The organism is Comamonas sp. HJ-2 (assembly GCF_053615495.1).
Genome location: NZ_JBSIFD010000013.1, coordinates 113,249 through 138,637, shown reverse-complemented (window position 1 = coordinate 138,637; position 25,389 = coordinate 113,249). Strand labels below are relative to the sequence as shown.

Genomic DNA, 25,389 nt, shown 5'->3' with positions numbered 1-25,389 from the left:
ACCTCTATGCGTAATAGCATGTGGCAAAAGGATGCAACCGCCATGGTCGATAACGCCAGCACTTCAGCCTCTGAACCAAATCCTGCACATCAGCGCCTGACGCGCCACTGGCTGCGCTGGGCGGCCATTGCGATGGCGCTGCTGCTGGCCTTGATTCTGGCAGCGGCACTGCTGATTGCCTTCATGGACTGGAACAAGCTCAGGCCATGGATCAATGAAAAAGTCAGCACTTCCGCGGGCCGCGACTTTGCCATCAACGGTGACCTGCAGCTGCAATGGACCTGGCCACAGCCCCTCGATACGGGCTGGCGCCACTGGGTGCCCGGAGTGGTGCTGCATGCCAGCGATCTGACACTTTCGCAGCCCCAGGGCTGGCTGGTTCGGCAGGCACCTGAAAAAGCTGATGACAAACAGCCGGTATTGCCTGCGACACCCAAGGAGCTCAATAACGGTCGCCTGCCCGAGCAAGACCAGGTAGCGAACGAGAAAAAGACGAGCGTAGATGACGACGACGCCATAGCAGATGCCGGCCGGCAACCGCCCGAGCGCGATGCTCGCACCATGATCACCGCAGCAAATGCCACGGCCAGCCTGCGCCTTTGGCCACTATTGGCGCGCCATGTACAACTCGACTCCTTGCTGTTGCAGGCTCCGGATATGGTGCTGGCCCGCAACGACAAGGGCGAGAACAACTGGACATTTGACAAGCCCGCAAGCAGCGGCCCGAAGTGGAGTTTTGAAATAGGCCAGCTGCGCATCAGCGACGGCGTTCTGGGCTGGTCCGACGCCGTCAAGAACATGGCCGTACGCGCCCGTTTCGACACGCTGCGCAGACCGGTCAGCGCCGATCAACCTTATGGTGTGCGCTTCGGCCTCGCCGGCTATCTGCATCAAGGCAAGACCCGCGCGCAGATTCAGGCCCAGGGTCTGTCGGGACCGGTACTGGATCTACGTCAGGACAGGCTGCGCTTTCCGCTGCGCATATCGGCCAAGGCCGGCAGCCTGCAAGCGTTTGCCGAGGGGATTCTCGACAATCCCAAGACACTGGACGGACTGGACTTTCAAGTTCAGATACGCGGCAAGAGCATGGCCGACCTGTTCGAGCTCAGCGGCCTGCTGCTGCCCGCCACTCCGCCGTTCGAGACCAGCGGCCGTCTGATCGGCAGCCTAGCGCCGGGCAAGGCCGTCTGGCAGTACGAAAAGTTTCAGGGCAAGCTGGGTCAGAGCGATTTGCGTGGCGATCTCCAATACCGCTCCGCCCAGCCTCGGCCAAAGCTGACGGCACAGCTGCACTCCAAACAACTGCGACTGGTGGATCTGGGACCGGTCATAGGCGCAGCCCCGTCCGGCAGCCCCGACAAGCCCCAACCCGTCAACGGCAAGGTACTGCCACAAGTCCGGTTCCAGACCGAGAACTGGGACAAGATGGATCTCGACCTGCGCTATGAAAGCAGCCATATTCTGCGGCCCGAAGCTCTGCCCCTGCAAAACCTCAGCGTGCATGCGCTGCTCGACAACGGCAGACTCACCCTCTCGCCACTGAAGTTCGGCCTCGCCGAAGGCACGCTGAATATCGATGCCAGCGTGGACAGCCATGCCAAGCCCGTTGCTGCCAAACTCAACGCACAGGTGCAGTCGCTCAAGCTCTCCGCGCTGTTTCCCACGATTGAAAAGATGAAAAAAAGCCTGGGCCGGCTCGATGGCGCAGTCGCGCTCACCGGACAGGGCGAGTCGCTAGCACAGTGGCTGGGCACGGGCAATGGCTCGCTACGCCTGTTTGTACGCGACGGCACTTTCAGCTCGCAACTGCTGGACCTCGCGGGGCTGAACGTAGGCTCCATCGTCATCGCCAAGCTGTTTGGCAGTGACAAGGAAGTTCAGCTGCGCTGTGCCGTGGCCGACTTCAATGTGCAACAAGGCATTGCCCGCCCACGCATGGCCAAGCTGGCCACCACAGAAGCCGTTGTTGAGGCCACGGGCGAGATCAATCTGGCGCAGGAACAGCTCAATCTGCGCATCGTCCCCGAATCGCTGAAGTGGAAGTTCTTTTCGTTGCGCACGCCACTTTATGTGCGCGGCAGCTTTGCCAAGCCCGATGTGGGCCTGGAGCCAGGCCCCCTGGCAGCCCGTGCCGGCGCTGCAGTGGCTGCTGCCGTTTTTGCACCAGCGGCACTGGCTTTGGTACCGCTGACCGTACCTGCCGCTGACGACGATGTGAACTGCAAGCAGTTGCTGACTCAAGTACGCCGTCAGTAAACGAAGGCAAGGGCAGGCCGCCGATTCTCGACTTCGAGCCGGAGCTCATTGGTATTTGCTTGTCTGCGCACGAGCAAATTCAGTCATCAACGCACTTGGACTCAGTGGCGGTCTTCATTGTGGAACATCATCGGATGTATCAAATCTCGAATGCCCCAAGCCTAGGAATGAAGCTCAGCACTCTGGGCACGTAACCAGTCGAATACCTGCAGGACAATTTCCGAACGCGCCTGCTTCTCCATCCCCGACAACCACCAGGTAGCGCCAGGCAAGCGCGGATATTCCGAAAGTATTTGCAGTTGACCGCGTGCGAGGCTGGCGTCTACCAATAGACGCGGCAGGCAAGCAATACAGGCGCCTTCCAGAACAGCCTCGATCATGAGTCGAGCGTCGTCATAAATGGCTCGCTTCCTGAAGCGTGCTAGCGGCCCCAGGAACAGCGGAGCAGTCACGTCACTCGTCAGACTCTCTTCCAGACAGATCAGATCCGCATGCAAATGATGCTGTGTCTGCGGCACTATGGCTAACTTCCGTGCCAGATCGGTGTTCGCGACGAGTACCCATTCATCGTGCAATAGTGGTATTTCCTGCAAGCCAGGCTGCAAAAGAGGCCTGTTGCCGATAGCGATATCAACATCGATTTCGTCGACAAAACGGGCACTCTCATCCACGGACAGCAGCAGACATAGCTCGGGCAGTTGAGCTTGCAGTTCTCGCAATCTTGGCTGCAACCAGCCATGTAGCAAGGGTGCCGGGCATACCAGCACCACCAATCCCGGATCCAGGTACGTGGCGATTCTTCCAAGGCCACTGCGCAAAACGGTCAGTGTACGTTGAACGCTGCGCAGCAGCACTTCACCTGCGACGGTTAGTTCCACTCCCCGCCCTGCCCGGCGGAACAACGGCTGCATGACCTGCTCTTCCAGCTGCTGCACCTGATGGCTGATGGCCGACTGTGTCACATGCAGTTCGTCAGCCGCACGCGAGAAACTGCCATGTCGGGCTGCAGCCTCAAACCCCATCAACAACTTCAGAGAAGGAATGCGATGCTCTGACATGTGAGAAAACTTAATAAGTTCCACAAAATCATATCATTTTTCCTCATGCGACACCCCATCCACAATGCCGTCCATTGCGATGCGGGGCAAATTCCCCCCAATTGATTCTTTTGATTGATAAGGATGAGTGATGAGTACACGTCGATATTTCATGCGTGGTTGCGCGTCGGGTGGCAGCGCGATGGCAATGTTGGGTTTGCTAGCGGCGTGTGGCGGAGGCAGTGATAGCGGTCCAGACACCAACCTGGTCACTCCGCCTTTGGACAACGGCAGCACCAGCAATCAGGGCCAGGAGTGGCATATGCCCGACGAGGCTGAAGCACACAAGGCGACTTGGATGGCGTATGGCGCCTCGACCGCCATCTGGACACGTGCGCAAGTACCGCAGATTCAACTGGCACTGGCGCGCATCGCCAACGCCATTGCAGCCTACGAACCCGTCAACATGCTGGTTCGCCAGAGTGAACTCGAAAATGCGCGGCAGTTGCTTGATCCGCGTGTCACGCTGATTCCCGCCCAACTTGACGATCTGTGGATGCGCGACACTGGCCCCGTCTTTGTACGCAAGCCCAATGGCGAGCGGGCCTGTGTGAAGTTCAATTTCAATGGCTGGGGGAAAAAGCAGCAGTTTGACCATGACGGCCTGGTCGCCGATGTGGTCAGTGCCCATGTGAAATTGCCGCTGCTTGCCACACGTCTGGTACTTGAAGGCGGAGCACTGGAGGTTGACGGAAAGGGCACGGCCATCATCACGGAAAGCTGTGTGCTGAACAGCAATCGCAATCCTGGCTGGAGCAAGGCCGATTGCGAAACAGAGTTACACCGTTTGCTGGGTATTCGCAAGGTCATCTGGTTGCCCGGCATCAGGAACAAGGACATCACTGATGCCCACACGGACTTCTATGCTCGCTTTGTACGTCCCGGCGTGGTGGTTGCTCACCGCGACATGAACCCTGACTCCTATGAGTATGCGTTGACCAGGCAACACCTGGATATCTTGCGAAGTGCCACCGATGCCGACAATCAGCCGCTAAAAATCGTCGTTGTTGATGGACCCGGCCAGATTCGCCCGGGAAATAATCCGGACACTTTCGCCGCTGGCTACATCAACTACTATGCAAGCAGCCGCGCCATTTTCTTGCCCGAATTCGGGGATGCGAAAGCTGATTCGATTGCCAAGGAAATATATGCACAGCTGTACCCAGGACGCGCGGTGATCCAGATCAATATCGACCCGATCGCTGCCGGTGGCGGCGGCATCCATTGCACCACGCAACAGGAAATCATCTAAGACTGGGTGAGCCATATGCAACGACGACATTTCCTGAATGCAGCTCTTGGCCTGACAGCGGGCACAGCCTCTGGCATGCATGGATTGCCAGCTCTGGCGGCCGGTAGCTGGCGCATGCCTGACGAAGGGGAGCGCCACTTTGCCACCTGGATGGCCTTTGGCGCCAATGACGACGTGTGGGGCAAACGTCTGAAATCGGGCGCGCAGGCAAACCTGGCACGCATCGCACAAGCGATTGCCAGTGTTGAACCCGTTCACATGCTGGTCAACGAGGAAGACTACGACCTAGCGGCGCGGTTGTGCGGCAACAAGGTCAAGCTGGTGGTGCAGCCCATAGACGACCTCTGGATGCGCGACACGGGGGCAGTCTTCGTGAAAAAGGCTGGCGGATCATTAGCCGGTGTGAACTTCAACTTCAATGGTTGGGGTGAAAAGCAGGACTACGAGGACGATGCGCTGGTGGCGGGCTTCGTCGCAGGGCGCGCGGGCGTCCCCGTTCTGGAAAGCTCCCTCGTGCTGGAAGGAGGCGGAATCGAATTCGATGGCCGCGGCACGGCCATCATTACGGAAAGCTGCGTTCTCAACGCCAACCGCAACCCTGGCGTAGGCAAGGCGCAATGTGAAAAAGAGCTGCGCCGAGTGCTGGGCATCGAGAAAGTCATCTGGTTGCCCGGTATTGCCGGTCAAGACATCACCGATGGCCATACCGACTTTTATGCCCGCTTTTGCGCGCCCGGTGTGGTGGTGGCTGGCTATGAAAGCGATTCGTCCTCGCCCGAGCACACGGTCACCAGGCGCCATCTCGAAATCCTGCGCAAGGCCACGGATGTGCGCGGTCTTCCATTAAAGGTCGTGACCATGCCAGGGCCTGACCATGTTCGACCGCAGTATGAGAACAAGGACTTTGCCGCAGGCTATATCAACTTTTATGTATGCAATGGCGCGGTGCTATGCCCTGAGTTTGGTCATGCGCAAGCCGATCGCAACACGAAAGCGATCCTGCGTGAGCAATTTCCCGGGCGCGACATCGTGCAACTCAACATTGACGCAATCGCAGCTGGCGGTGGCGGTATCCATTGCACCACACAGCAGCAGCCGGCCTGAAATGATCAATAGGCCTGTCCAGGATGAGAGGTTTCAGGAAAAGCTGACATTAACTGCAGTATCTCGAACGACAGCAATCGGTTTGCTGCCGCAGCATCCACCGTCGTAAGAAGGCTCCTTTTTGCTCAATTGCTGCCGTTAAGCTATCCGACCGCTTTGGCTCGTCTTGCTGTCCGGCCTCTCGGAGGTCTCGCTGTCTCCAGTACCGCAAGCAGAAATCTGCTGGACTGCCTATATCTAAAGACTCATGCCTGCTTTCAGGCGTGATGGTGCCGGAGTGTTTCGGCCATATTCGACATGCCAGGGATGGGGCGGCAGCCAGAAGGCATACAGCCTCCTGTACTGCCGCGGACAGACCTTTAGGCCTCGGTCCCGGTCGTTCTTCAGAATCAGGCGCTCTTGAGGCGGAAGACGCTGACCATCTGCGACAGGTCGCTGGTCTGCTGCTGCATGGATTGCGCAGCAGCGGTGGACTCTTCCACAAGAGCGGCATTCTGCTGGGTCACCAGATCCATCTCGGCCACCGCGCGGTTGATCTGCTCGATGCCGCTGGTCTGCTCATGGCTGGCGGCTGTAATCTCACCCATGATGTCCGTCACGCGCTGCACGCTGCTGACGATTTCATCCATGGTCTGACCGGCCTGGCTGACCTGCGCGCTGCCCTCTTCCACCTTGGTGACCGAGGCCTGAATCAGCTGCTTGATTTCCTTGGCCGCTTCAGCGCTGCGACCGGCCAGAGAGCGCACTTCCGATGCCACGACGGCAAAGCCGCGACCTTGTTCGCCGGCACGGGCCGCTTCCACGGCGGCGTTCAGCGCCAGGATATTGGTCTGGAAAGCAATGCTGTCGATCACGCCGATGATGTCGGAAATCTTGCGCGAGGACTGGCTGATGGCCCCCATGGTCTCCACCACTTGCGACACCACCATGCCGCCCTTGACGGCCACATCGGAGGCTGACAGCGCCAGCTGATTGGCCTGACTGGCGTTATCGGCGTTTTGCTTGACCGTGGAAGTGAGCTGCTCCATGGAGGCAGCGGTCTGCTGCAGGGAACTGGCCTGCTCTTCCGTGCGCGCAGACAGATCATGGTTGCCCGCCGCAATCTGGCCCGACGCTGTGGCAATGCTGTCCGTGCCTTGACGCACCTGCCCCACCAGCCTATCCAGGCTGGTATTCATATCGTGCAAGGCCTGCATGAGCTGCCCGGTTTCATCGCTGCTGCTCACATGGATCCGGGCCGTGAGATCACCATCGGCCACGCGGCGGGCCACGCCGACCGCATGCTTGAGCGGAGCGGTGATGCCTTGCGTCAGACGCCAGGCGCTGACGGTGCCGATGGCCAGAGCCAGCAAGGCCAGAACCAGGAAGTACGTCCTGCTGCTGCTCTCGATCTGCTCCACCTCTGCCGCCTTGGCGTCGAGGCTGGCGCGCTGCAGGTTCAGCAGCTCGCCGAGCAGCTTCAGATAGCCCTGGGCGGCCGGCACATAGCTGTTGATCAGCGTGGACTCAGCCTCTTCGGCCATGCCGTCGGCCTTGAGCTGACTGACCTTGTCGCGGCTTGCAATATAGGTTTTGCGCACCTGCATGATCTTGTCCAGGATCTCGCGTTCCGCAGGCTGGGTGATCAGGGGCTCGATCTGCTTTAGCACATTGGCTGTGCTCTTGGTAGTGGCGGCCGCATCCGCCGCCAGAAACTGCACCAGACTTGCGTCGCTGCTCTTGGCGATGGCCGTGGTGCGAGCCACCGCCACGCTGACATTGCTGTTCCAGTCGCTGATCAGGCGCTCCTTGGTCAGCGGCTCCTGCATCATCTGCTGCGTGGCCTTGCCCACCGAGTGCAGCTGCCAGATGCCGATAACCGTGATCACCACGGCAAATGCCAACACCACTGCGAACCCCAGGCCCAGTCGGGCACCAATGTTCAGCTTGGTCAATCTCATCGCTTTCATCCATTCCATAGAAAAGTAAATAGCCGGCAAAGCGGCCACTCCGATACATGAAATGGGGCCACCGCTTGCTGCGTCGCTCGCCTAGCGCAAATAGCAACACAATGTAATTAGTATTATCAAGGGATTACGTCGCTGGATTGGCCGACCCGAAACATCATCTCAGCAAGCAAGGCGCTGCTGCCTTCGCCAAAACAAGCAAGGGCGCAAAATGCGCCCTTGCTGTCTTTGTTACCTGGTCTGCCTACGCAAACCTGCCAGCTCATGAGAAGCGGGGAGCCCGCTTCTCGACAAAGGCCGTCACGGCTTCACGATGATCGGCCGTTTTATGGGCAATTGCCTGATACCCGGCCGATATTTCCAGCAGCGAAGCCAGCGTGGCGCTCTGGCCCTCGCGCAGCAAACGTTTGGTCATGCGCATCACCCCGCCCGGATTGGCAGCAATCTTGAGTGCCAATGCCCTGGCTGCCGGCAGCAGTTCATCCGGAGGCACGATCTGGCTCACCAGACCACAGGCCAATGCCTGGCCTGCGCTGATCGCCTCTCCCGTGAAAGCCATTTCGCTGGCCTTTGACATCCCCACCACACGCGGCAGCAACCAGGCCCCGCCATCACCGGGAACAATGCCCACACGAACAAAGCTCTCCGCAAAAGTGGCATTCTCCGATGCAATCCGGATATCGCACATGCAGCTCAGATCCAGACCCGCGCCGATGGCCGGGCCGTTGACCGCGCAGATCACAGGAACATCCAGCTGGTAGAGGGCATTTGGAATTTGCTGAATGCCCTGGCGGTATTCCTCGCGAATCATGTCGGGAGTGAGTGCGTCATCGAAATAGCGTCTCATGTCCTTGACATTGCCGCCGGAGCTGAAAATAGAGCCGGCGCCGGTCAGGATCAGCACCTTCACGCTGGCGTCCAGGCGCACGTCTGCGCAGAGCTGCACGAATTCCGCCACCGCCGTATTGCCGGTCAGCGCATTGCGTGTCTCGGGCTGATTCATGGTGACGGTCAAGATACCGCCATCGCGTTCAATATTCAGAAATGCCATGTTCCAGGTCTCCATAGTTGTTGAGCTGCTTCAAGCCAGGGCCTCGACATCGGTGATCCGCCGGATCAGATCCAGTGTCATGCCCTCGTGCGACATCAGGGCCTGTCCGGCCAATGCCTGCCAATAGGCTTCGCTGCCGGCCGTCAGGCGCCATGCATGCAGTCTGCGGGTAAACAGCTGCAGGTCATATTCCTCGGTGAAGCCAATCGCACCATGAATCGCATGCGCAAGCTCCGTGACCACCAAAGCCGCCTCGCTGCAGCGTGCCTTGGCAACGGCCACACGCAATCTGTCAGGCTCGATGCCGTCACCGCTGCAACCGAGCTGAGCCGCCATGCGGGCGGCAAACACATGCTCGCTCATGACTGCCAGCTGATGCTGGATCGCCTGGAACTTCCCGATAGCACGCCCAAACTGCTGACGCTCGTTCGCATATTGCAAGCTGCGCTGGAACACCTCACGCATGGCCCCCGCCATCTGCGCGGCCACCACGGCGGCCTGCAGGCTCCGGGCATCGAATTGCGGCCCTTGCCGGATGACGCCGGCGGCCCGCAACTGCTCTGGCGACCAGGTCAGCGACGCGTCCAGTGCCATAGCGTGTGGCGCAAGCCCAGCCTTTGACACGCTCAGCAGATACCAGACCCCGGCTTCTTCTGGCAATTGAACGAGCACCGAGTCCGCTACTTGCCCGCCTCGCACCAGCGCGCAATGCAAACCTCCATCGGCCTGCACCGTACCCTGCGCCAGCGCAATGCTGCCGGCCGGGCAAGCCATATCCGCCTGCGCCAGCATGGCCCGTGCCAGCATGGTCTCTCCCAGAGGCAGAGGCAGGGCATGGGCTCCGCACTGCTCCAGCACGCCAAATATCTCACCCAAGCCCAGACCGGCGCCGCCCTCTTCTTCGGCCAGCAAGGCATCGGCCAGGCCGGTTTCCTCCAGCTGCTGCCATAGCCGGGCGACGGCCACCGAGCGGCTACCGGCGCTCTCGATCTCGCGAATCACCTGAGGGGTGCACCAGTCTGCCAGCACCTTGCGCGCGGCATCTGCAAACAAATCGTTATTGCTCATGAACTTGTCTCCGATCAGCGCAAACCCAGTCCACGGGCGATCATGCCGCGCAGAATGTCACGCGTGCCACCGCGCAAGGAAAACGAGGGAGAAGCTTCAGTGACGTACTTGAGCGTCAGCAGCAGCTCCACCGGTACATCCTCGGCCGGCCGGGCAAACAGCTCCTCGGCAATGGCTGCCGGGATCATCTGCTCCAGTGTCGTGCCCAGCTCCTTGACCAGCGCGGCTTCGACGACAGGACTTGCTCCCTGGGTCAGCTTCTGCTGCACGGATACCGACATCGCGCGCAGCGGTGCCAGTTGCGTCAGCACCTTGCCCGCAAGCCGCATGCCGGACTCGGTGCGTCCCTGCGGCGTACGTGCATACTGCAGCCATTGATCGAACAGCACGATGCTGGAGAAAAGGCGCTCCGGGCCGCTGCGCTCGAAAGCGAGTTCGGCGGTAACCTGTTCCCAGCCCTGACCTTCGGCACCGATCAGCGCATCGGCCGACAGTTGCACATTCTCGAAAAAAACCTCGCAGAAATGGCTGTCACCCGATAGATCCTGGATGGGACGCACCGTCACACCGGGCAATGTCAGGTCCACGATGACTTGCGACAAGCCCTTGTGACGGTCCTCGGCACTGCCGGAGGTTCGCACCAGAGCAATCATGTACTGGCAGTGATGCGCGTTGGTGGTCCAGATCTTCTGGCCATTGAGCAAGAAGCCCTGCTCGTTGGGAACCGCTCTAGTCCTCACACTTGCCAGATCCGAGCCGGCATTGGGCTCGCTCATGCCGATACAGAAAAACACCTCTCCCCGGCAGACTCTGGGAATGTAGAACTGCTTTTGTGCTTCTGTACCATATTTGAGGATCAGCGGCGCACTCTGGCGGTCGGCAATCCAGTGCGAACCTACAGGCGCACCGAAGTTCAGACACTCCTCCACCAGCACATAGCGGGCGAACGCGCTGCGCTCGCCTCCGCCATAAGCCTTGGGCAAGGTCATGCCGATCCAGCCCTTTTCACCCAGCTTGCGACTGAGTGCCGGGTCATATCCGCTCCAGGATTTGGCACGGACATGCGCAGGAATGTCTTTGACCGCGTCCTGCAGAAAAGCACGCACCTCGGCGCGCAGTGCCTCGCCTTCCGGCGGGATGCCTGTCAGGCTCAGTCCATCGAGAATGGTCATCGTCTTGCTTTCTCTCAGTCCAGGGAGACGCCCGTGCTTTTGACAACGCCTGCCCAGCGCTTGATTTCGCTCTGGATGTAGTCGCCATACGCTTTGGACGTAGACCCCAGCGGCTCCGCACCCTGCACGCGCAGCTTCTCCAGCACTCCCGGATCCTTGAGCGCCTTCATCAGCTCGGCATTCAGGCGTTCCACGACCGCAACAGGTGTTTTGGCGGGCACCATCACGCCTTGCCAGGCTCCGGCCTCGAATCCGGTCATGCCGCTTTCGGCCAACGTAGGCGCATTGGGGAAATTGGGAATCCGTCCGGCCGTGCTGACGGCCAGCAACCGGAGCCTGCCGTCCTTGATGAAAGGCGCCACCGAATTGATGGTGTCGGTCATGAAATCGATCTGGCCAGCCACCAGGTCCACGTCGGCGGGGGCGCTGCCTTTGTAAGGCACATGACTTGCATCCATGTTGTAGTGCTGCACCACCTGAAAAGCCGCCAGGTGCGTGACATTGCCGTTGCCAGCCGAGCCGTAGGAGAGCTTGCCTTTGTGCTCCTGCGCGTACTTCACGAGCTCCTGCACGGTGTTGGCAGGCACCTTGGGATTGACGACAAGCCCCAATGGCACCACCGCCGTCAAGGCCACCGGGCGCAGATCCCTGGTCACGTCATAGCTCATCTTCTTGTAGAGCGACGAACTGAGCGCAATCGAAGAAGTGTTGTAGAGCACGGTATAGCCGTCGGCTGGCGCCTTGGCCACCAGCGCATTGCCGATGTTGCCGTTGGCACCAGGCCGGTTGTCCACGATGACCGACTGCCCCAGTTGCTGGCCTACCTGCTGCGCCAGCACCCGCGCCACCATATCCGTGGGACCGCCGGGCGGGAAAGGGACGATCAGCGTGATCGGCTTGCTGGGCCAGTTGTCCTGCGCCTGCGCCGCACCACAAACGGCCAGCGCGGCAACGGCCGGCGCGGCAACGGCGAGCAGCGACGACCGACGTGAAAATCGATAACTCATCTTGTGTCTCCTGTAGTTTTCTCATCTCGGCGCACTGGAAAGTACGCACCGGTGCAACGGCATCCGCGGCAGCGCGGATCTAAGCCCCACGGCCGGCCAGCAGGCGCACGGCGGTATAGGCCATCACCTGCTGGTGACGTTGGTTGTAGACCTCGATCCGCGAGCTCACTACTGCGCGACCGCCTTTGCTCGTTGGCTTGATGTCGATCACTTCGACCAGCGCCTCAATGGTGTCGCCCACCACCACAGGAGCCAGAATCTTCTGGTGCAACTCGAGCATGGCCAGGCCCGTGCCCTGGATCATGCTTTGCAGGATGAAGCCTTCGATCAAGGTATAGGTGAGCGCGCCCGGCACCGCGCGGCCCTGAATGGCACCGCCGTCATAGCCGTCCTCGATGAAGATCGCCTCGAGCATGCCTGTGGTGTTGATGAAGTTGACCAGATCGGTCTCGGTCACCGTACGGCGAAAGGTGCGCAGTTGCTGGCCTACGCGCAGGTCCTGCCAGACAAAACCCTGGCCCATGCGCGGCGTGTCTGCCAGCGCTGCGGCACGGTTTTCAGTGGATGAAATCAAATTGCTCACGCTCATTCTGTCTCCGCTTCATGCTGTTTGTTCAGCAGTCCTTCGACTGCAAGGCCGCAATGCGCGCGTCGTCCCAGCCTGCCTCGCGCAGCAATGCCTGTGTGTGCTCGCCCAGGCGCGGGGGCATGCCTATGGGTGGCTGGCTGCCGTTGATGCGCACGGACGAACGCGGAAATTTCACAACCCCCATCGCTGCGTCTTTCTTCTCGACAAAAAAGCCGGTGGCCTGCAAGTGCGGGTCATGGGGCAGATCGTCCATGCGTGTCACCGGGGCGGCTGGAATCTCCAGCTGTTCGCAGCTGGCCAGCCAATAGGCGGTGTCCTTTTGCGCCACGTAGCCGCTCATCGTCTCCAGCAGCTCGGCGATGTGGCGGGTGCGCATCGCCTGGGTGGCAAAGCGCTGGTCCTGTGCCAGCTGGGGCTGACCGACGGCCGCAAAGAAACGGCGCCAGTGCGCATCGGTGTAGGGCATCAGGCAGACATGGCCGTCCAGCGTTCGGTAGGGCTTGCGCCAGGGCGCCATCACGCGCGGATAGCCTGCGCCACTCTGTGCGGGTGTGAAATGCATGCCGTAGAAATGCTCCACCAGGTTGAAGCCCGCCATGGTTTCGTACATGGGCACTTCCACATAGCTGCCCTCGCCCCTGCGCTCGCGCTGGTAGAGCGCCGCCAGCACCGCATGCGCGGCCACCAGAGCGCAGGTCTTGTCGGCCGCAATCGTGGGCAGATAGCGGGCCTCGCCCGTCTGGCGCTGCATGAGATCGGCCAGGCCACTCATGCCCTGGATCACGTCGTCATATGCAGGCTGCCCGGCATAGGGGCCGTCTTCGCCAAAACCGTGCAGGCCCACATAGATGAGACGCGGGTATTGCTTGCGCAGACTGTCCGGATCGAGCCCGAGCCTGGCCAGCTTTTGCGGGCGCATGCTGTGCATGAGCACATCTGCGCCTTGCAACAGCGCATGCAGCGCGGCCTGAGCCTGCTCTTGCTTGAGGTCCAGCACCACACTTTTCTTGCTGCGGTTGGAGCCCATGAACATTGCAGCCATGCCAGGCTCCAGCGCCGGGCCGGTGTGGCGCGTGGAGTCGCCCTGCGGCGGCTCGATCTTGATCACCTCGGCACCGTAGTCGGCCAGCACCTGGCTGGCCATGGGGCCGAAAATCACGCTGGAAAGGTCCAGCACCCGCACCCCTAACAATGCCCCCAGGGCTTGGTCCTGGCCCGCGATGCGCGTGTGCGTCAACGATTCCTGGCTGTTCATCCCAATACTCCGCTGTCCCTATAGGCCTGCATTTGCTGAACAGAGAGACCCAGATGGCGCTCCAGCAGCTCTAGTGTGTGCTGGCCCAGCTGAGGCGGTGCATGGCGATACGTCACCGGTGTGTCCGACAAACGGATGGGGCTAGCGACCAGCGGCACCTGGCCTGCCTTGGGGTGTGTCATGGCGATCTGCATGCCGCGAGCCCTGACCTGCGGATCCTCGAACACCTCACGCACCGTGTTGATGGGGCCGCAAGGCACGGCATGCTGCTCCAGCAACTGCACCCAGGCCCTGGTGCTGCGCGTGAGCGTCACGCGGCGGATCATCTCCACCAGCTCGGCTCTATGGGCCAGCCGCGCCGTATTGCTCCGGAAGCGCTCGTCCTCGGCCCATTCGTCCCTGCCTGCCGCCTGGCAGAAACGGGCAAACTGGCCATCATTGCCCACGGCCAGAATCATGTGGCCGTCTTCGGTCGGGAACTCCTGGTAGGGCACCGTGTTCGGATGTGCGTTGCCCATGCGCTGCGGCACCTGGTCCCCGTACAGATAGTTCATGCTCTGGTTGGCCAGACAGGCCACGCCGACATCGAGCAAAGCCAGATCTATGTGCTGGCCGCGCCCCGTATGCTCGCGGGCCTGCAGAGCCGCCAGAATCGCCGTGCTGGCATATAGCCCGGTGAGGATGTCGGTCAGCGCCACACCCACCTTCATGGGACCGCCTCCAGGCTGGCCGTCGGCATGGCCCGAGATGCTCATCAGCCCCCCCATGCCCTGGATCAGAAAGTCATAGCCCGCACGGTGTGCATAGGGACCGTCCTGACCGAAGCCCGTGACCGAGCAGTAGACCAGACGCGGATTCAGGGCACTGAGGCTCGCGTAATCCAGTCCGTACTGCGCCAGACCGCCAGTCTTGAAGTTCTCGATCAGCACATCGCATCGAGCCGCCAGCTGACGCACGATCTCCTGGCCTTCGCCGCGGGTGAAGTCCACGGAAATCGACTGCTTGTTACGGTTGGTGCACATATAGTAGGCCGACTCCCCCGTCGGCTGGCCCTCGGCATCGGCCACATAAGGCGGCCCCCAGGCACGCGTGTCGTCACCCGTGCCCGGTCTTTCCACCTTGATCACCTCGGCTCCCAGATCCCCGAGGGTCTGCGCCGCCCATGGGCCTGCCAGAACCCTTGAAAGATCAAGCACCTTGATGTGCTGCAGCGCCTGTGCCGGCTGGCTGTCATATGCCTTCATTGCAGCGGCACCTTTGCCTTGACGACGATGCGCTTCCACAGCGCGATTTCGTTCTTCTGGAATTCATGCATCTGTGCCGGGCCGCCGGTCATGGGAATGGCTCCCAGACGCTCGTAGAAGGCACGGGTTTCATCCATCTTCGAGATGGCGGTGAAAAGCTCGGCGAGCCTGGCAGTCTCTGCCGCCGGCGTCCTGGCGCTCACCATGGCACCCACCCAGGTGTAGGCCTCGAATCCGGGCAGACCGGCCTCGGTGGCCGTGGGGATCTCGGGGGAGGTGCTCACGCGCTTGTCGGAGGCCACAGCCAGGATCTTGACACGCCCTCCCCGGGCCAGCTCCTGGACTGCCGTGACCTCTGCGAAGGTGTAGTCCACCGTCCCTGAAGCGACGGCCGTGGTGGTTTCCCCCGCCCCCTTGAACGGGACATGCACGGTTTCGATCCTGGCAGCGTCGTTGAGCAGCTCGCCCATCAGTTGATAGCCGGCCGAGCCGGCCCCGAAATTCACCTTCCCCGGGTTGGCCCTGGCATGGTTGATCAGGCCTTTCAGATCGGAGTAGGTCGCTTGGGGAGCGACGGCCAGCATGGCGGGCGAGCGCATCATCATGGTCAGCGGCGCAAAGTCTGTTAAGGGGTCGTAGGGCAGATGCCTGAACAGTGCCGCATTGACCGCCAGCGTCGAGTTGCTGCCGATGAATACGGTATAGCCATCGGCGGGCGCAGACAGCACCTGCTTGACGGCAATGAAGCCGTTGGCTCCGGCCTTGTTTTCGACAACCACGGGCTGGCCCGTGAGCTCCTGCAGCTTGCGCCCGAAATAGCGCGCAGAGGTGTCGGTGCCGCTGCCCGGACCGAAGGGCACGATGAGCTTGATCGGCTTGGCAGGAAAGCCCTGAGCCGGTGCCTGAGCCATGGAGGTCATGCCGGCGCCGAGCAGGCCACAGCCCAGCAGTGCCGCCAGCAGGTATCTGCGTGCTTGTTTCAAGTTTGTCTCCTGATACGGAATTGCTGCCGTGTTTTTCTTGTGAGCCCACTTTAGGCAGGCGTGAAATTAATGTCTAATATTAAAAATTTCGTTTCCGATACCGATTGAATATCAATGAATCTCAAGCAACTGCAGCAGTTCATTGCCCTGGCCGAAACCGGCAACTTTCACCGTGCCGCTGAGCAGCTGCATATGGCCCAGCCGCCGCTGTCCATCTCGATTCGCAAGTTGGAGGAGGAGCTGGGCAGCGCCTTGTTCGATCGCACCAGCACCGGGGTCGTGCTGACGCCTGCCGGCAAGGCCATGCTGGAGAGCGCACGCGCGACCCTGTTTAATGCCGAGCAATGCCGCCAGGCGGTGCGCGATACCAGGGAAGGCGTGGGCGGCCTGATCCGGCTGGGCTTTGTCGGCTCGGCCACCTACGAACTGCTGCCGCGCCTGATTCCCTCGTTTCGCGAGCGCTACCCCAAGGTAGGGCTGGAGTTCTACGAAGCGACCAGCGCCGAAATCCTCGAAGGGCTGGCAAGCCGGCGCTTCGATGCCGGCCTGCTGCGCTACCCCGTGCTCGAACTCGATGAGCGCATCGCGCTCACGCCGCTGGATCAGGACGAGTTCGTGCTGGCCGTCTCGGACAACAGTCCCCTGGCGCAGCGCGACGCTATCGCCCTGTCCGAGGCAGCTCATGAGCCTTTTGTGATGTATCCGCAGGACACGGTACCCAGCCTCGCCGCACTGGCCAAGCTACGCTGCCAGCAATCGGGCTTCACCCCTCGCATCGCCCAGGAGGCCATGCAGGTGCAGACCATCATGAGCCTGGTGGCTTCCGGCCTGGGCGTGGGTCTGGTCGCGGGCGTTTCGCATCTCGTTCAGCCGCGCGGCGTGAAGTGTTTGCCGCTGCTGGACAATCCTCCGGGCTTTCATGTGGGCATTGCGCTGGTGCATTCGCTCACGCCGGGCAGCCGGGCAGTGCAGACGCTCATTGAACATGCACTGCAATTTGCCAAGCAGCCGGCAGCGTCCTGAATTCGCAGCGGCCAGCGCGCACCAGCCTCGGCAGGCTCAATGAAAATCCCGGCTGTTCAGCCCGACCTCGGCAAACCGCCCCAGCCAGCGGGTCACATCCCTGGCCTTCATCACGACCAGATGGCGAACCGCAGGCTCATCCACTTTCTTGGCTGCAGGCATATTCCCTGCTGATTCCGGCGCCTCCAGTTGCGGGGCCGTGCTGCGCTGCCAGATGCCCTCCACGGCCAGCAGACGCGAGGCCAGCAACGCAGAGCGCCAGCGCGCAAAGGTCTGGCTCCAGACCACCAGGTTGATGACGCCGGTTTCGTCTTCCAGCGTGATGAACAGCGTGCCGTTGGCGGTAGGTGGTCGCTGGCGCACGGTAACGATGCCGCAGGCGCGGACCTTCTGGCCTGGCAGCATATGACGCAGCTCGGCTGCGGTCTTCAGCCCATGGCGCGCCAGCCTGGGACGCAGCAAGGCCAGCGGGTGGCGGCGCAGGCTCAGGCCCGTGGCGGCATAGTCGAACATGATTTCCTCGCCCTCGGCGGCCTGGGGCAGCTCAAGCCCTGGCTCATGAATCGCGGCCTGCGCAAAAATAGGCGGCAGGCTGGCCTGCGCAGCAGCATCCCACATCTGCTGGCGACGGTGACCGGCCAGGCTGCGCAGCGCATCCGCTGCGGCCAGGGCTTCCATATCCGCCTTGTCCAACCGGGCTCGCATGGCCAGATCGCTCACGTCCTTCCACGGAGCCTGCGCAGCTTCACCCTCGATTCGCAGCGCTGCGGCCTTGCCCAGCCTGGCAACCCGGTTCAGCCCCAGGCGCACGGCCGGCTGGGGCTGGGCCACGCCGCGCATGGCTTGCAAAGGAGCTTCGAGCGTGCAATGCCAGTGGCTATGACAGACATCGACGGGCAGCACGCGCACTCCGTGTCGGCGCGCATCCTGCACCAGTTGGGACGGCGAATAAAAACCCATGGGCTGGGCATTGAGCAGCGCCTGCAGAAAGATGGCCGGCTCATGGCGCTTGAGCCAGGCGCTCGCATAGGCCAGCAGCGCAAAGCTGTAGGCATGACTTTCGGGGAAGCCATATTCGCCAAAGCCCAGCATCTGCGCAAAGATGGCCTGAGTGAATTCCAGCTTGTAACCACGCGCCACCATACCGTCGATCAATGGGCGCTCGAACTTGTGTACGCCGCCCTTGCGCTTCCAGGCCGCCATGGAGCGGCGCAGCTCATCAGCCTTGCCGGCCGAAAACTTGGCAGCATCCATGGCGATCTGCATCACCTGCTCCTGGAAAATGGGCACACCCAAGGTACGCTTGAGCGCATTTGCAAGCTCCGGCTTCTCAAGCTTGAGCGGCAGCTTGCGGCGTTCACGCTCACGTGCCAGCAGATAGGGATGGACCATGCCGCCCTGAATCGGGCCGGGGCGCACGATGGCAACCTCGACCACCAAGTCATAGAAAGTGCGCGGCTGCAGGCGCGGCAGCATGCTCATCTGGGCGCGGCTTTCGATCTGGAAAGTACCCACGGTATCGGCCTGGCAAATCATCTCGTAGGTCGCAGCATCCTCCTGCGGAATCTGGTGCAGCCCCCATGGCTCGCCACGCCAGCGGGCACGCTCATTCAAGGCATTGCGCAACATGGTGAGCATGCCCAGGGCCAGCACATCGACCTTGAGCAGGCCCACGACATCGAGATCGTCCTTGTCCCACTGTATGACGGAGCGCTTGGCCATCGTGGCAGGCTCCACGGGCACCAGGCGCGTGAGCTTTCCCTCGGTCAGCACAAAACCGCCCACGTGCTGGCTGAGGTGGCGCGGGCTGTCCTTGAGCTGCCAGGCCAGCTCTATCCAGAGGCGCAGCCGATGCGCGCCCACTGCGCAATTCATTTCGCGTGCCAGCACCTCGGCTTCCTGGAGCTTGCGCTGCCCCCAGTCTTCGGGCAGTGCTTCGGGCGCCTGGTCCTCCTCTGCCGAATCGGCCGCCTCTGCATGCGTCTGTGCTTGCGCCTGGGCATGCTCGCTGAACCAATACTGCCCCTTAGCCAGGGCATCGATCAGATCGGCAGGCAGGCCCAGCGCCTTGCCCACATCGCGCAGCGCGCTACGGCTGCGCCAGCAACTGACCACGGCCGTGAGCGCGGCGCGGTCGCGCCCGTATTTGTCGTAGATGTACTGGATGACCTCTTCACGCCGCGCATGCTCGAAGTCCACATCGATATCGGGCGGCTCGCTGCGCTCCTTGCTGATAAAGCGCTCGAACAGCAGATTGTTGTTTTCCGGATCTACCGCCGTAATGCCCAGGCAGTAGCAGACCGCAGAATTGGCCGCCGATCCGCGCCCCTGGCACAGAATGCCGACGCTGCGCGCATAGCGCACGATGTCATGCACGGTGAGAAAGTACATCTCGTACTTCTGATCCTCGATCAGCGCCAGCTCTTTATGCAGTTGATCGTGCACGTCCTCGGGAATGCCCTGGGGATAGCGTCCCGCCGCGCCATCCCAGGTCAGCCAGGCCAGGGTCTGCGTGGCCGTCATGCCGGGCAGCACGCTCTCCTGAGGATAGTGGTAGCGGATCTCGTCCAGGCTGAAGCTGCAGCGCCCGGCCAGCTCCAGCGTCGCCTCCAGCATGACCCTGGGATAGAGCGAAGCCAGCCGCAGACGCGAGCGCAGATGCCGCTCGGCATTGGGCTGCAGCGCAAAGCCGCATTCGGCCACGGTGCGCCCCAGGCGTATTGCCGTGACCACATCCTGCAGCGGCTTGCGCGAGCGTGCATGCATATGGACATCGCCGCAGGCCAGCAGCGGCAGGCCCAGCGCCGCGCCTGCCTGCTGCAGGGTCTGCAGCCACAGGCTGTCGTCGGGCGCCAGATGCAGCTCCACACCCAGCCACAGGTTATTTGTCGAAAAATGCGCTGCAACGTTTTCCAGAAGAGCGGTTACAGCGATCAAATCCGATGCATTGAGCTGCTCGCGCTGCGGCAGCAGCAGACATTCGCAACCTTGCTGCAGCAGTTGCCAGGGACTGGATTCATCGACCAGATACTCCCCTTTGGCAGCCCGGCTGCGTGCAACGGTGATGAATTCACAGAGATTGCCCCAGCCTTGCAAATCACGCACCAGCACCACGATCCTGAACGAGCCCCAGGCGAATTCGCTGCCATGGATCAAGTGCAAGTCGCAGTCCCGCGCCGCCTCATGGGCCCGCACGGCACCAGCCACCGAACACTCGTCGGTCAGCGCCAGCGCCGCATAGCCCAGGCTTTTGGCCCGGTGCACCAGCTCGGCAGGCGATGAAGCACCGCGCAGAAAACTGAAATTCGAGAGGCAATGCAGCTCGGCATAGGCCAGCGGCCCTCTGCCCATGCCCTGAGCCACGGGGCTGGCCGGTATGGCGACAGGCGGCGGCCCTGCGAGGCGCAGTGCGGCAACGGGCGGCTCGACCAGGATCTGCTCAGCCATACACGCCTTGCGCAAACCAGCTGGCGGGGCTGGCTGTCATGCTCATCAGGTGTTCGCTACGGGCGCGCTCGCGGTAAATCCAGACATGGCCGACCACGGCGTTATAGGCCACGAAATAGTCACGCACGGCCAAGCCGACCGGCGCGCCGGCCTGGGCATCGGCAAACGCATCGCCAGCCGCATCCCACCAGCCGGACTCCAGCCTGTAGGGCCCGGCCTTGAGCTGCAGTGGCCCATGCCATTGGGGACGATTGTCCTGCACGGGCAAGGCCTGGGGCTGGGGCAGCAGCCAGGGCGGCCACAGGGCTTGCCAGGGGTCGGCACAGCCGGGCTGACGGCGTGGCCTGAAGCCGGCTCCCGCCTCGGCCCTGGTGCCGCCTAGCCTCTGGCTCTGCAGCAGCTTCGCCGCAGCTTGCAAGCACTGCATCTGCTCGGGGCGGTGATCGGCCCGCGGCTGCACCATTTGCACGGTCTCCTCGCCCCAGCGGGCGCTCAGGCGTTCCACCCATTCATGCCAGGCCAGACTGTCCGACGGGCTCTGGCCCTGGGCGGCAGGCAGGCAGCTCAGCGGCTCTGCCGCCCAGGCAACCGTCTCCAGCGCCTGCAACTCCAGCATGTCCACGGGGGCGCGCCAGCGCTGCTGACCCAGGTGCTCACGCAACAGGCGCTGCAAATGCGCCATGCCCTGCGTGGGCTGGGCCGTGCGGATGACAAGCGCTTCCCAGGCCGGTAGCTCCTGGCCGTCGATACGACGCAGATCATGGTGCCAGCGCAATCGCAGCGCCAGCACCGCATGGTGACGGGCCTGCAACCAGGACTGCAGCGCGCGCAACAGCGGCTGCGCGGCATGGAGCACGGCATCGGCATGGTGAGCCGGGTAACCCAGGTCGTGGCGCAGCAGGAATTGCTGGGGCAGTTGCAGCCAGTCAAGCGGCTGGGGCAGCAGACCATAGGCCTCGTCGAGCGCACGCAAGGCCTTGGCTCCAATGCGGCGCGACAGCCCCGCGCGCGGCAATGCTCGCACATCGCCCCAGCTGCGGCAACCCAGGCGCAGCAGCACGGAGCTGTGCTGCTCCAGGGCGCTCAGCGTCCATAGCGGCAGCGCATCGGCATGCAGCGATGACTCGGACATGGACAGGGAAACAGGGACGGAGCCGCAAGGCCGGGCCTGCTGCAGCCGCAGCCGTGCCAAAGCCTGCCAGGCCGTGCCGCCCTGGCCGCGCAGCGGCTGCAATGCCGCATCGCCGCCCCCGGACTCCGGGGGGCCAGCCTGACAAGCTTGCGCAAAAGCACTGTCCAGCCGCGCCAGCAAGACCTCGGCTCCGCCCCAAAGACGCTGCACCAGGCTGGTCTCCATGAGCAAGGCGTCTTCGAGCAAGGCCACACGCGGCGAAAACTCCAGCGCCCACCAGCAGGCACTCTCAGCCACCGGGCTTGACTCGCTCAGGCAGGCCAGAGGCCAGGCCATCCAGTGCTCTGCACTGCCCATCTCATGCCTCCGTCATCCAAGGCGAGGCCGTTGCAGGAGCGGCGACTGTCATGCGCCCTTGCATGAGCATGGCAGCCTCCTCGCTCTGGCGCGCATGTCTTTGGGCCTGCGCCTGCAGCACGGGCTGCCAGGCCCACTGCGAAAGCGCGAGCTGTACGGGGCGCTCCAGCAAAGGCCCACGGCGCTTCAGTATCTGTATCCGCAAACCCGGCGCCTGCTGAGCAGCGAAGACTGTCGTAGCTCTCTCCAGTCTCAACCGCAATGCGGCGGGGGAGCTGCGCGACTCGGCCTGCAGCTCCTGCCATAGCCACAGAGGCCGGCCCTGCGAAGCGGCGGCCAGCTGCAAGCGGCGCAGCGTGGACGCGGGAAGTTCGGGCAACCAGGCCAGCACCGCCAGCACATCCCGGCAATGCAGAGCCTGCTCGCAGGCCCAGGCCAGATCCTGGGCACTGCGCCCCGGCTGCACCGCGCACAGCCGCTTGGCGTCAATACCGGCGGCCTGCAATGCCGGGGCAAAAGGCAGATAGGGTGGAGCCACCAGCACCAGTTGGCCCAGCCCTGAATCCGCGCGTGAAGCCGCATGCTGCCGGACACGGGCGGCCAGCGCGGGCAACAGCAAGGCCCACTCCGCATGGCAGTGCGCTGGTTGCTGCAGCTGAATCAAGGCATTGCCGGGCCAGCCGCCGCCCGGCAGCTCGGCATCCAGCGCAGCATGACCGCTGGGCCAGACCTGAGAGCCAACGCCCGCCTGCCAGTCCGTGCCGCGCCAGACACCGGGAATCTGTATGGTGGACAAATGCGGGCTGCCCGCAGCGGGCAGACCCGGCCGCACGCCCTGCTCTGCACCTGTTTGCTGCCGGACAGACTCCGTCATGCCGGGCGGTGAGCCAGGATGGGCCAAGGATGTCATGGGCTGGGTATGCATGCGAAAGCTCTTGATTACTGTACAAATATACAGTTATCCAAGTTTCCGCGCAAAACAAGACCTTAATATCGGCAGCAGATACAGTCGACCCTTGTAGATCGGACGTCGTGCGCTATCAAAAATACTTTTTCAGGATAGCGCAAGCAGACGCAGCAAAGCATGCCGCGCTGCGGCGTGATGCACAGAATTTTGAAGAAATACCGGTTTAGCGCCTGTCAATCAAGCGCCTGCCGCTATCAAACTTGAGGCCAGCCGTCCTGGGCAAAACTCGCAGTCAATGTCCTCAATTGAGCGACTGCCTGTCGGCATTCATGGCCGAGCTGCGGCCTGCCTGCGGCATCAACTGAGCACAGGCCTCGCACCATTCGGCCACGGCGACTTCCAGCGTGGAGCCGCCCTGCCCCAGCGTGGGCCAGCGGCGCAGGCAGTCGTTCATGATGGCCTGCAACTGCCACAGGGCCTCGCGGTTGACCAGGGCCAGCTCACTCATGCCCAAGGCGTCGTCCTTGAAATAGCTCAGCACGTCCAGCTGCTGGCTGGGGTGAGCGCCTGCCTCGGCCAGCTGTTTTTGCAGTTGCGCAAGACTGGCTTCCACGGCCACCGCCGCCTGCGCATCGGGCATTTGCTGCCAGTGCTCGGGAAAGTCGCGCCTGAGTTCGCTCCATTTGCGCAGCGCAGCCTCCAGAGCCGCAATACTGTGGGAGAACTCGGCCTGCAGCGGCGCCAGTGGCTTGCCGGGACTGATTTCGTCGTAGAGCAGCGGCAGAATCAGGTGCACCAGATCGGCCGGATAGCTCTTGTGGTTCATGCGCAGCATGAGCGACAGGCGCTGGCCCGGCATGTCCGTGAATTTCTCGAAGAAGGCCGAGACCACCTCGGCCAGCAACAGCACCTGACCCATGGGCGAAATGGCGTTGCCCTTGATGCCGCGCGGATAGCCGGAACCATCCATGCGCTCATGGTGCTCGAGCACGGCGATTTCCACGGCGCGCGAATACAGTTCGGTACTGCGCACCACCAGCATGGCGGTAACGGAATGCGCGACCAGATGCTTGCGTTCCTCGCCGCTCAAGCGATGGTCCGGGTCGGTCCAGACCGGGTCCATATAGAGCATGCCCACATCGTGCAGCAGCGCGGCCGTGGCCAGCGGCACGCATTCGCGCTCGGTCCAGCCGTTCTTGAGCGCCAGAAAGATCGCCACCAGCGTCATCTGCAGACTGTGCTGGTAGAGGTCACTGCGCTGCTCGCGCATGACGGTGAGCTTGAAGGCAATGGCCTGGGGCAGCAGCAGACTCTTGAGCGGCGCCAGCAGACGCTCGATATCGCCGATGGACGCCACCATGCGATGCAGCAGATCGACCTGTTCGCATTGCTGGCGCGCCAGAGCGACCAGGGATGTCACGTCGACCAGGTCGCCCGTGATCAGGTTGGCATCGATCGGGTCACGCAGCTTGTGCATGACCAGACGGTCATAGAGACGACTGTCAACACGTGTGCCTTTGTCCACCAGTTTCATGCCCTTATCGGTATAGATTGCATCGCCTGTCATGACCTCCGTATGCTCGGCCATATCGGTGACTGCGCGCAAAAAATGTACATCGGTCTCGTGCCCTTGCGCACCAGCGTTCTCACTCATCAAAGCGCTCTGTTTCTGTCTGCTCAATCAAACTCGATTGTTGCAGATTGCAATAATTTGTGGGCCACAATTAAAGCAAAAACAGCTTGCATCGCTTGCCCTATCGACCCCGACAGCTATTAATTCTGCCAATGCTGCAGAAAAAGGCGCAAAAAAAGAACCGCCGCAGCGGTTCTTGCCCGTGAGCGCAGCGCCGCTTATTTCAGCAGCGTCACACCAGTCTTGGACTGGATCTCGTCAAAACTCACGCCATCGGCCAGTTCCACCAGCTTCAGGCCTTCGGGGGTCACGTCCATCACGCCCAGATCGGTGATGATGCGATCTACCACGCCCAGACCCGTCAGCGGCAGGGTGCAGTTGGGCAGAATCTTCAGGTCGGTCGTGCCGTCCTTTTTCTTGGCCACATGTTCCATGAGCACGATGACGCGCTTGACGCCCGCCACCAAGTCCATGGCGCCGCCCATGCCCTTGACCATCTTGCCGGGAATCATCCAGTTGGCCAGATCGCCTTTTTCGGACACCTGCATGGCGCCCAGAATGGACAGATTGATCTTGCCGCCGCGAATCATGGCAAACGACTGATCAGAGCCGAAAATGGCCGAACCGGGAAGCGTGGTCACGGTCTGCTTGCCGGCATTGATCAGATCGGCGTCGACCTGGTCCTCGGTCGGGAAGGGGCCGATGCCCAGCATGCCGTTCTCGGACTGCAGCCACACTTCCTTGTCGCCCGTGTGGTTGGCCACCAGCGTGGGAATGCCGATACCGAGGTTGACGTAGAAGCCGTCTTCGAGTTCTTGGGCCGCGCGCGCGGCCATCTGGTCTTGAGTCCAGGGCATAAGAGCCTC

Annotated in this window: 19 protein-coding genes; 4 read left to right on the top strand and 15 right to left on the bottom strand. The window is 62.0% G+C overall.

From position 1 onward, the window contains the following. Positions 1 to 18: 18 nt before the first annotated feature. Positions 19 to 2,256, top strand: a complete 2,238-nt coding sequence (locus ACWGXF_RS12630; RefSeq protein ID WP_256630415.1) for an AsmA family protein — start codon at positions 19 to 21, stop codon at positions 2,254 to 2,256. Positions 2,257 to 2,417: 161 nt separating this feature from the next. Here ACWGXF_RS12630 and ACWGXF_RS12625 read toward each other — a convergent pair whose 3' ends face one another. Beyond that, entirely contained in the window at positions 2,418 to 3,314 is an 897-nt protein-coding gene (locus tag ACWGXF_RS12625) for a LysR family transcriptional regulator (protein WP_087863395.1), read from the bottom strand. Positions 3,315 to 3,615: 301 nt separating this feature from the next. Between ACWGXF_RS12625 and ACWGXF_RS12620 the strand changes: the two genes are divergently transcribed. Both ACWGXF_RS12620 and ACWGXF_RS12615 read left to right on the top strand, forming a co-directional pair. After that, positions 3,616 to 4,605, top strand: coding sequence for an agmatine deiminase family protein (locus ACWGXF_RS12620; RefSeq protein WP_256630414.1), 990 nt, complete (start codon positions 3,616 to 3,618; stop codon positions 4,603 to 4,605). Between the two features lie 6 nt (positions 4,606 to 4,611). Beyond that, positions 4,612 to 5,709, top strand: coding sequence for an agmatine deiminase family protein (locus ACWGXF_RS12615; RefSeq protein WP_452101983.1), 1,098 nt, complete (start codon positions 4,612 to 4,614; stop codon positions 5,707 to 5,709). A gap of 389 nt (positions 5,710 to 6,098) precedes the next feature. On the opposite strand, the gene ACWGXF_RS12610 is transcribed toward ACWGXF_RS12615, so the two are convergent. The 9 genes from ACWGXF_RS12610 to ACWGXF_RS12570 form a co-directional block, all read right to left on the bottom strand. Beyond that, positions 6,099 to 7,649, bottom strand: a complete 1,551-nt coding sequence (locus ACWGXF_RS12610; protein WP_256630412.1) for a methyl-accepting chemotaxis protein — start codon at positions 7,647 to 7,649, stop codon at positions 6,099 to 6,101. A 268-nt stretch (positions 7,650 to 7,917) separates the two neighbouring features. After that, positions 7,918 to 8,706, bottom strand: a complete 789-nt coding sequence (locus ACWGXF_RS12605) for a crotonase/enoyl-CoA hydratase family protein (RefSeq protein WP_256630411.1) — start codon at positions 8,704 to 8,706, stop codon at positions 7,918 to 7,920. 30 nt (positions 8,707 to 8,736) lie between these two features. Then, a complete protein-coding gene (locus tag ACWGXF_RS12600; RefSeq protein ID WP_452101982.1) occupies positions 8,737 to 9,774 on the bottom strand; it encodes an acyl-CoA dehydrogenase family protein in 1,038 nt (345 codons plus the stop codon). 14 nt (positions 9,775 to 9,788) lie between these two features. Further along, on the bottom strand, positions 9,789 to 10,946 hold the full coding sequence (locus ACWGXF_RS12595; protein WP_039048700.1) for an acyl-CoA dehydrogenase family protein: 1,158 nt from the start codon (positions 10,944 to 10,946) through the stop codon (positions 9,789 to 9,791). A gap of 14 nt (positions 10,947 to 10,960) precedes the next feature. Then, complete coding sequence (locus ACWGXF_RS12590; RefSeq protein ID WP_004340715.1) at positions 10,961 to 11,953, bottom strand: Bug family tripartite tricarboxylate transporter substrate binding protein; 993 nt, start codon at positions 11,951 to 11,953, stop codon at positions 10,961 to 10,963. Between the two features lie 79 nt (positions 11,954 to 12,032). Continuing rightward, entirely contained in the window at positions 12,033 to 12,542 is a 510-nt protein-coding gene (locus ACWGXF_RS12585) for a MaoC family dehydratase (RefSeq protein ID WP_004340712.1), read from the bottom strand. Positions 12,543 to 12,567: 25 nt separating this feature from the next. Then, positions 12,568 to 13,797: a CaiB/BaiF CoA transferase family protein gene (locus ACWGXF_RS12580; protein WP_256630409.1), complete on the bottom strand. Its 1,230-nt coding sequence runs from the start codon at positions 13,795 to 13,797 to the stop codon at positions 12,568 to 12,570. Next, positions 13,794 to 15,041, bottom strand: coding sequence for a CaiB/BaiF CoA transferase family protein (locus ACWGXF_RS12575; protein WP_256630408.1), 1,248 nt, complete (start codon positions 15,039 to 15,041; stop codon positions 13,794 to 13,796). Before ACWGXF_RS12575 ends, ACWGXF_RS12580 begins: the two co-directional genes overlap by 4 nt. Continuing rightward, complete coding sequence (locus tag ACWGXF_RS12570) at positions 15,038 to 16,024, bottom strand: Bug family tripartite tricarboxylate transporter substrate binding protein (protein WP_256630407.1); 987 nt, start codon at positions 16,022 to 16,024, stop codon at positions 15,038 to 15,040. The genes ACWGXF_RS12575 and ACWGXF_RS12570 overlap by 4 nt, the downstream gene beginning before the upstream one ends. A gap of 114 nt (positions 16,025 to 16,138) precedes the next feature. Between ACWGXF_RS12570 and ACWGXF_RS12565 the strand changes: the two genes are divergently transcribed. Further along, positions 16,139 to 17,047, top strand: coding sequence for a LysR substrate-binding domain-containing protein (locus tag ACWGXF_RS12565; RefSeq protein WP_012838257.1), 909 nt, complete (start codon positions 16,139 to 16,141; stop codon positions 17,045 to 17,047). A 36-nt stretch (positions 17,048 to 17,083) separates the two neighbouring features. On the opposite strand, the gene dnaE is transcribed toward ACWGXF_RS12565, so the two are convergent. The 5 genes from dnaE to ACWGXF_RS12540 form a co-directional block, all read right to left on the bottom strand. Beyond that, positions 17,084 to 20,494, bottom strand: a complete 3,411-nt coding sequence (gene dnaE / locus ACWGXF_RS12560) for a DNA polymerase III subunit alpha (protein ID WP_452101981.1) — start codon at positions 20,492 to 20,494, stop codon at positions 17,084 to 17,086. Then, positions 20,487 to 21,983 carry a DNA polymerase Y subunit UmuC family protein gene (locus tag ACWGXF_RS12555; RefSeq protein WP_256630405.1) on the bottom strand — a complete coding sequence of 499 codons (1,497 nt, stop codon included), beginning with the start codon at positions 21,981 to 21,983 and terminating at the stop codon, positions 20,487 to 20,489. Before ACWGXF_RS12555 ends, dnaE begins: the two co-directional genes overlap by 8 nt. A gap of 1 nt (position 21,984) precedes the next feature. Continuing rightward, the gene (imuA, locus tag ACWGXF_RS12550) at positions 21,985 to 22,908 is read right to left on the bottom strand and encodes a translesion DNA synthesis-associated protein ImuA (RefSeq protein WP_256630404.1); all 924 of its coding nucleotides are present in this window, start codon (positions 22,906 to 22,908) and stop codon (positions 21,985 to 21,987) included. 283 nt (positions 22,909 to 23,191) lie between these two features. Then, positions 23,192 to 24,544: an HD-GYP domain-containing protein gene (locus ACWGXF_RS12545; protein ID WP_452101980.1), complete on the bottom strand. Its 1,353-nt coding sequence runs from the start codon at positions 24,542 to 24,544 to the stop codon at positions 23,192 to 23,194. A 197-nt stretch (positions 24,545 to 24,741) separates the two neighbouring features. Then, the gene (locus ACWGXF_RS12540) at positions 24,742 to 25,380 is read right to left on the bottom strand and encodes a 3-oxoacid CoA-transferase subunit B (RefSeq protein WP_039048691.1); all 639 of its coding nucleotides are present in this window, start codon (positions 25,378 to 25,380) and stop codon (positions 24,742 to 24,744) included. Positions 25,381 to 25,389 lie beyond the last annotated feature (9 nt).

Excerpts from the sequence above, each read along its gene's own strand:
- ACWGXF_RS12555 (WP_256630405.1), bottom strand. The coding sequence starts at position 21,983 with ATGGGCAGTGCAGAGCACTGGATGGCCTGGCCTCTGGCCTGCCTGAGC.
- ACWGXF_RS12610 (WP_256630412.1), bottom strand. The coding sequence starts at position 7,649 with ATGAGATTGACCAAGCTGAACATTGGTGCCCGACTGGGCCTGGGGTTC.
- ACWGXF_RS12630 (WP_256630415.1), top strand. The coding sequence starts at position 19 with ATGTGGCAAAAGGATGCAACCGCCATGGTCGATAACGCCAGCACTTCA.
- ACWGXF_RS12590 (WP_004340715.1), bottom strand. The coding sequence starts at position 11,953 with ATGAGTTATCGATTTTCACGTCGGTCGTCGCTGCTCGCCGTTGCCGCG.
- ACWGXF_RS12540 (WP_039048691.1), bottom strand. The coding sequence starts at position 25,380 with ATGCCCTGGACTCAAGACCAGATGGCCGCGCGCGCGGCCCAAGAACTC.
- ACWGXF_RS12545 (WP_452101980.1), bottom strand. The coding sequence starts at position 24,544 with ATGAGTGAGAACGCTGGTGCGCAAGGGCACGAGACCGATGTACATTTT.
- ACWGXF_RS12580 (WP_256630409.1), bottom strand. The coding sequence starts at position 13,797 with ATGAACAGCCAGGAATCGTTGACGCACACGCGCATCGCGGGCCAGGAC.
- ACWGXF_RS12565 (WP_012838257.1), top strand. The coding sequence starts at position 16,139 with ATGAATCTCAAGCAACTGCAGCAGTTCATTGCCCTGGCCGAAACCGGC.
- ACWGXF_RS12600 (WP_452101982.1), bottom strand. The coding sequence starts at position 9,774 with ATGAGCAATAACGATTTGTTTGCAGATGCCGCGCGCAAGGTGCTGGCA.
- dnaE (WP_452101981.1), bottom strand. The coding sequence starts at position 20,494 with ATGGCTGAGCAGATCCTGGTCGAGCCGCCCGTTGCCGCACTGCGCCTC.
- ACWGXF_RS12585 (WP_004340712.1), bottom strand. The coding sequence starts at position 12,542 with ATGAGCGTGAGCAATTTGATTTCATCCACTGAAAACCGTGCCGCAGCG.
- ACWGXF_RS12625 (WP_087863395.1), bottom strand. The coding sequence starts at position 3,314 with ATGTCAGAGCATCGCATTCCTTCTCTGAAGTTGTTGATGGGGTTTGAG.
- ACWGXF_RS12575 (WP_256630408.1), bottom strand. The coding sequence starts at position 15,041 with ATGAAGGCATATGACAGCCAGCCGGCACAGGCGCTGCAGCACATCAAG.
- ACWGXF_RS12620 (WP_256630414.1), top strand. The coding sequence starts at position 3,616 with ATGCCCGACGAGGCTGAAGCACACAAGGCGACTTGGATGGCGTATGGC.
- ACWGXF_RS12605 (WP_256630411.1), bottom strand. The coding sequence starts at position 8,706 with ATGGCATTTCTGAATATTGAACGCGATGGCGGTATCTTGACCGTCACC.
- ACWGXF_RS12595 (WP_039048700.1), bottom strand. The coding sequence starts at position 10,946 with ATGACCATTCTCGATGGACTGAGCCTGACAGGCATCCCGCCGGAAGGC.
- imuA (WP_256630404.1), bottom strand. The coding sequence starts at position 22,908 with ATGCATACCCAGCCCATGACATCCTTGGCCCATCCTGGCTCACCGCCC.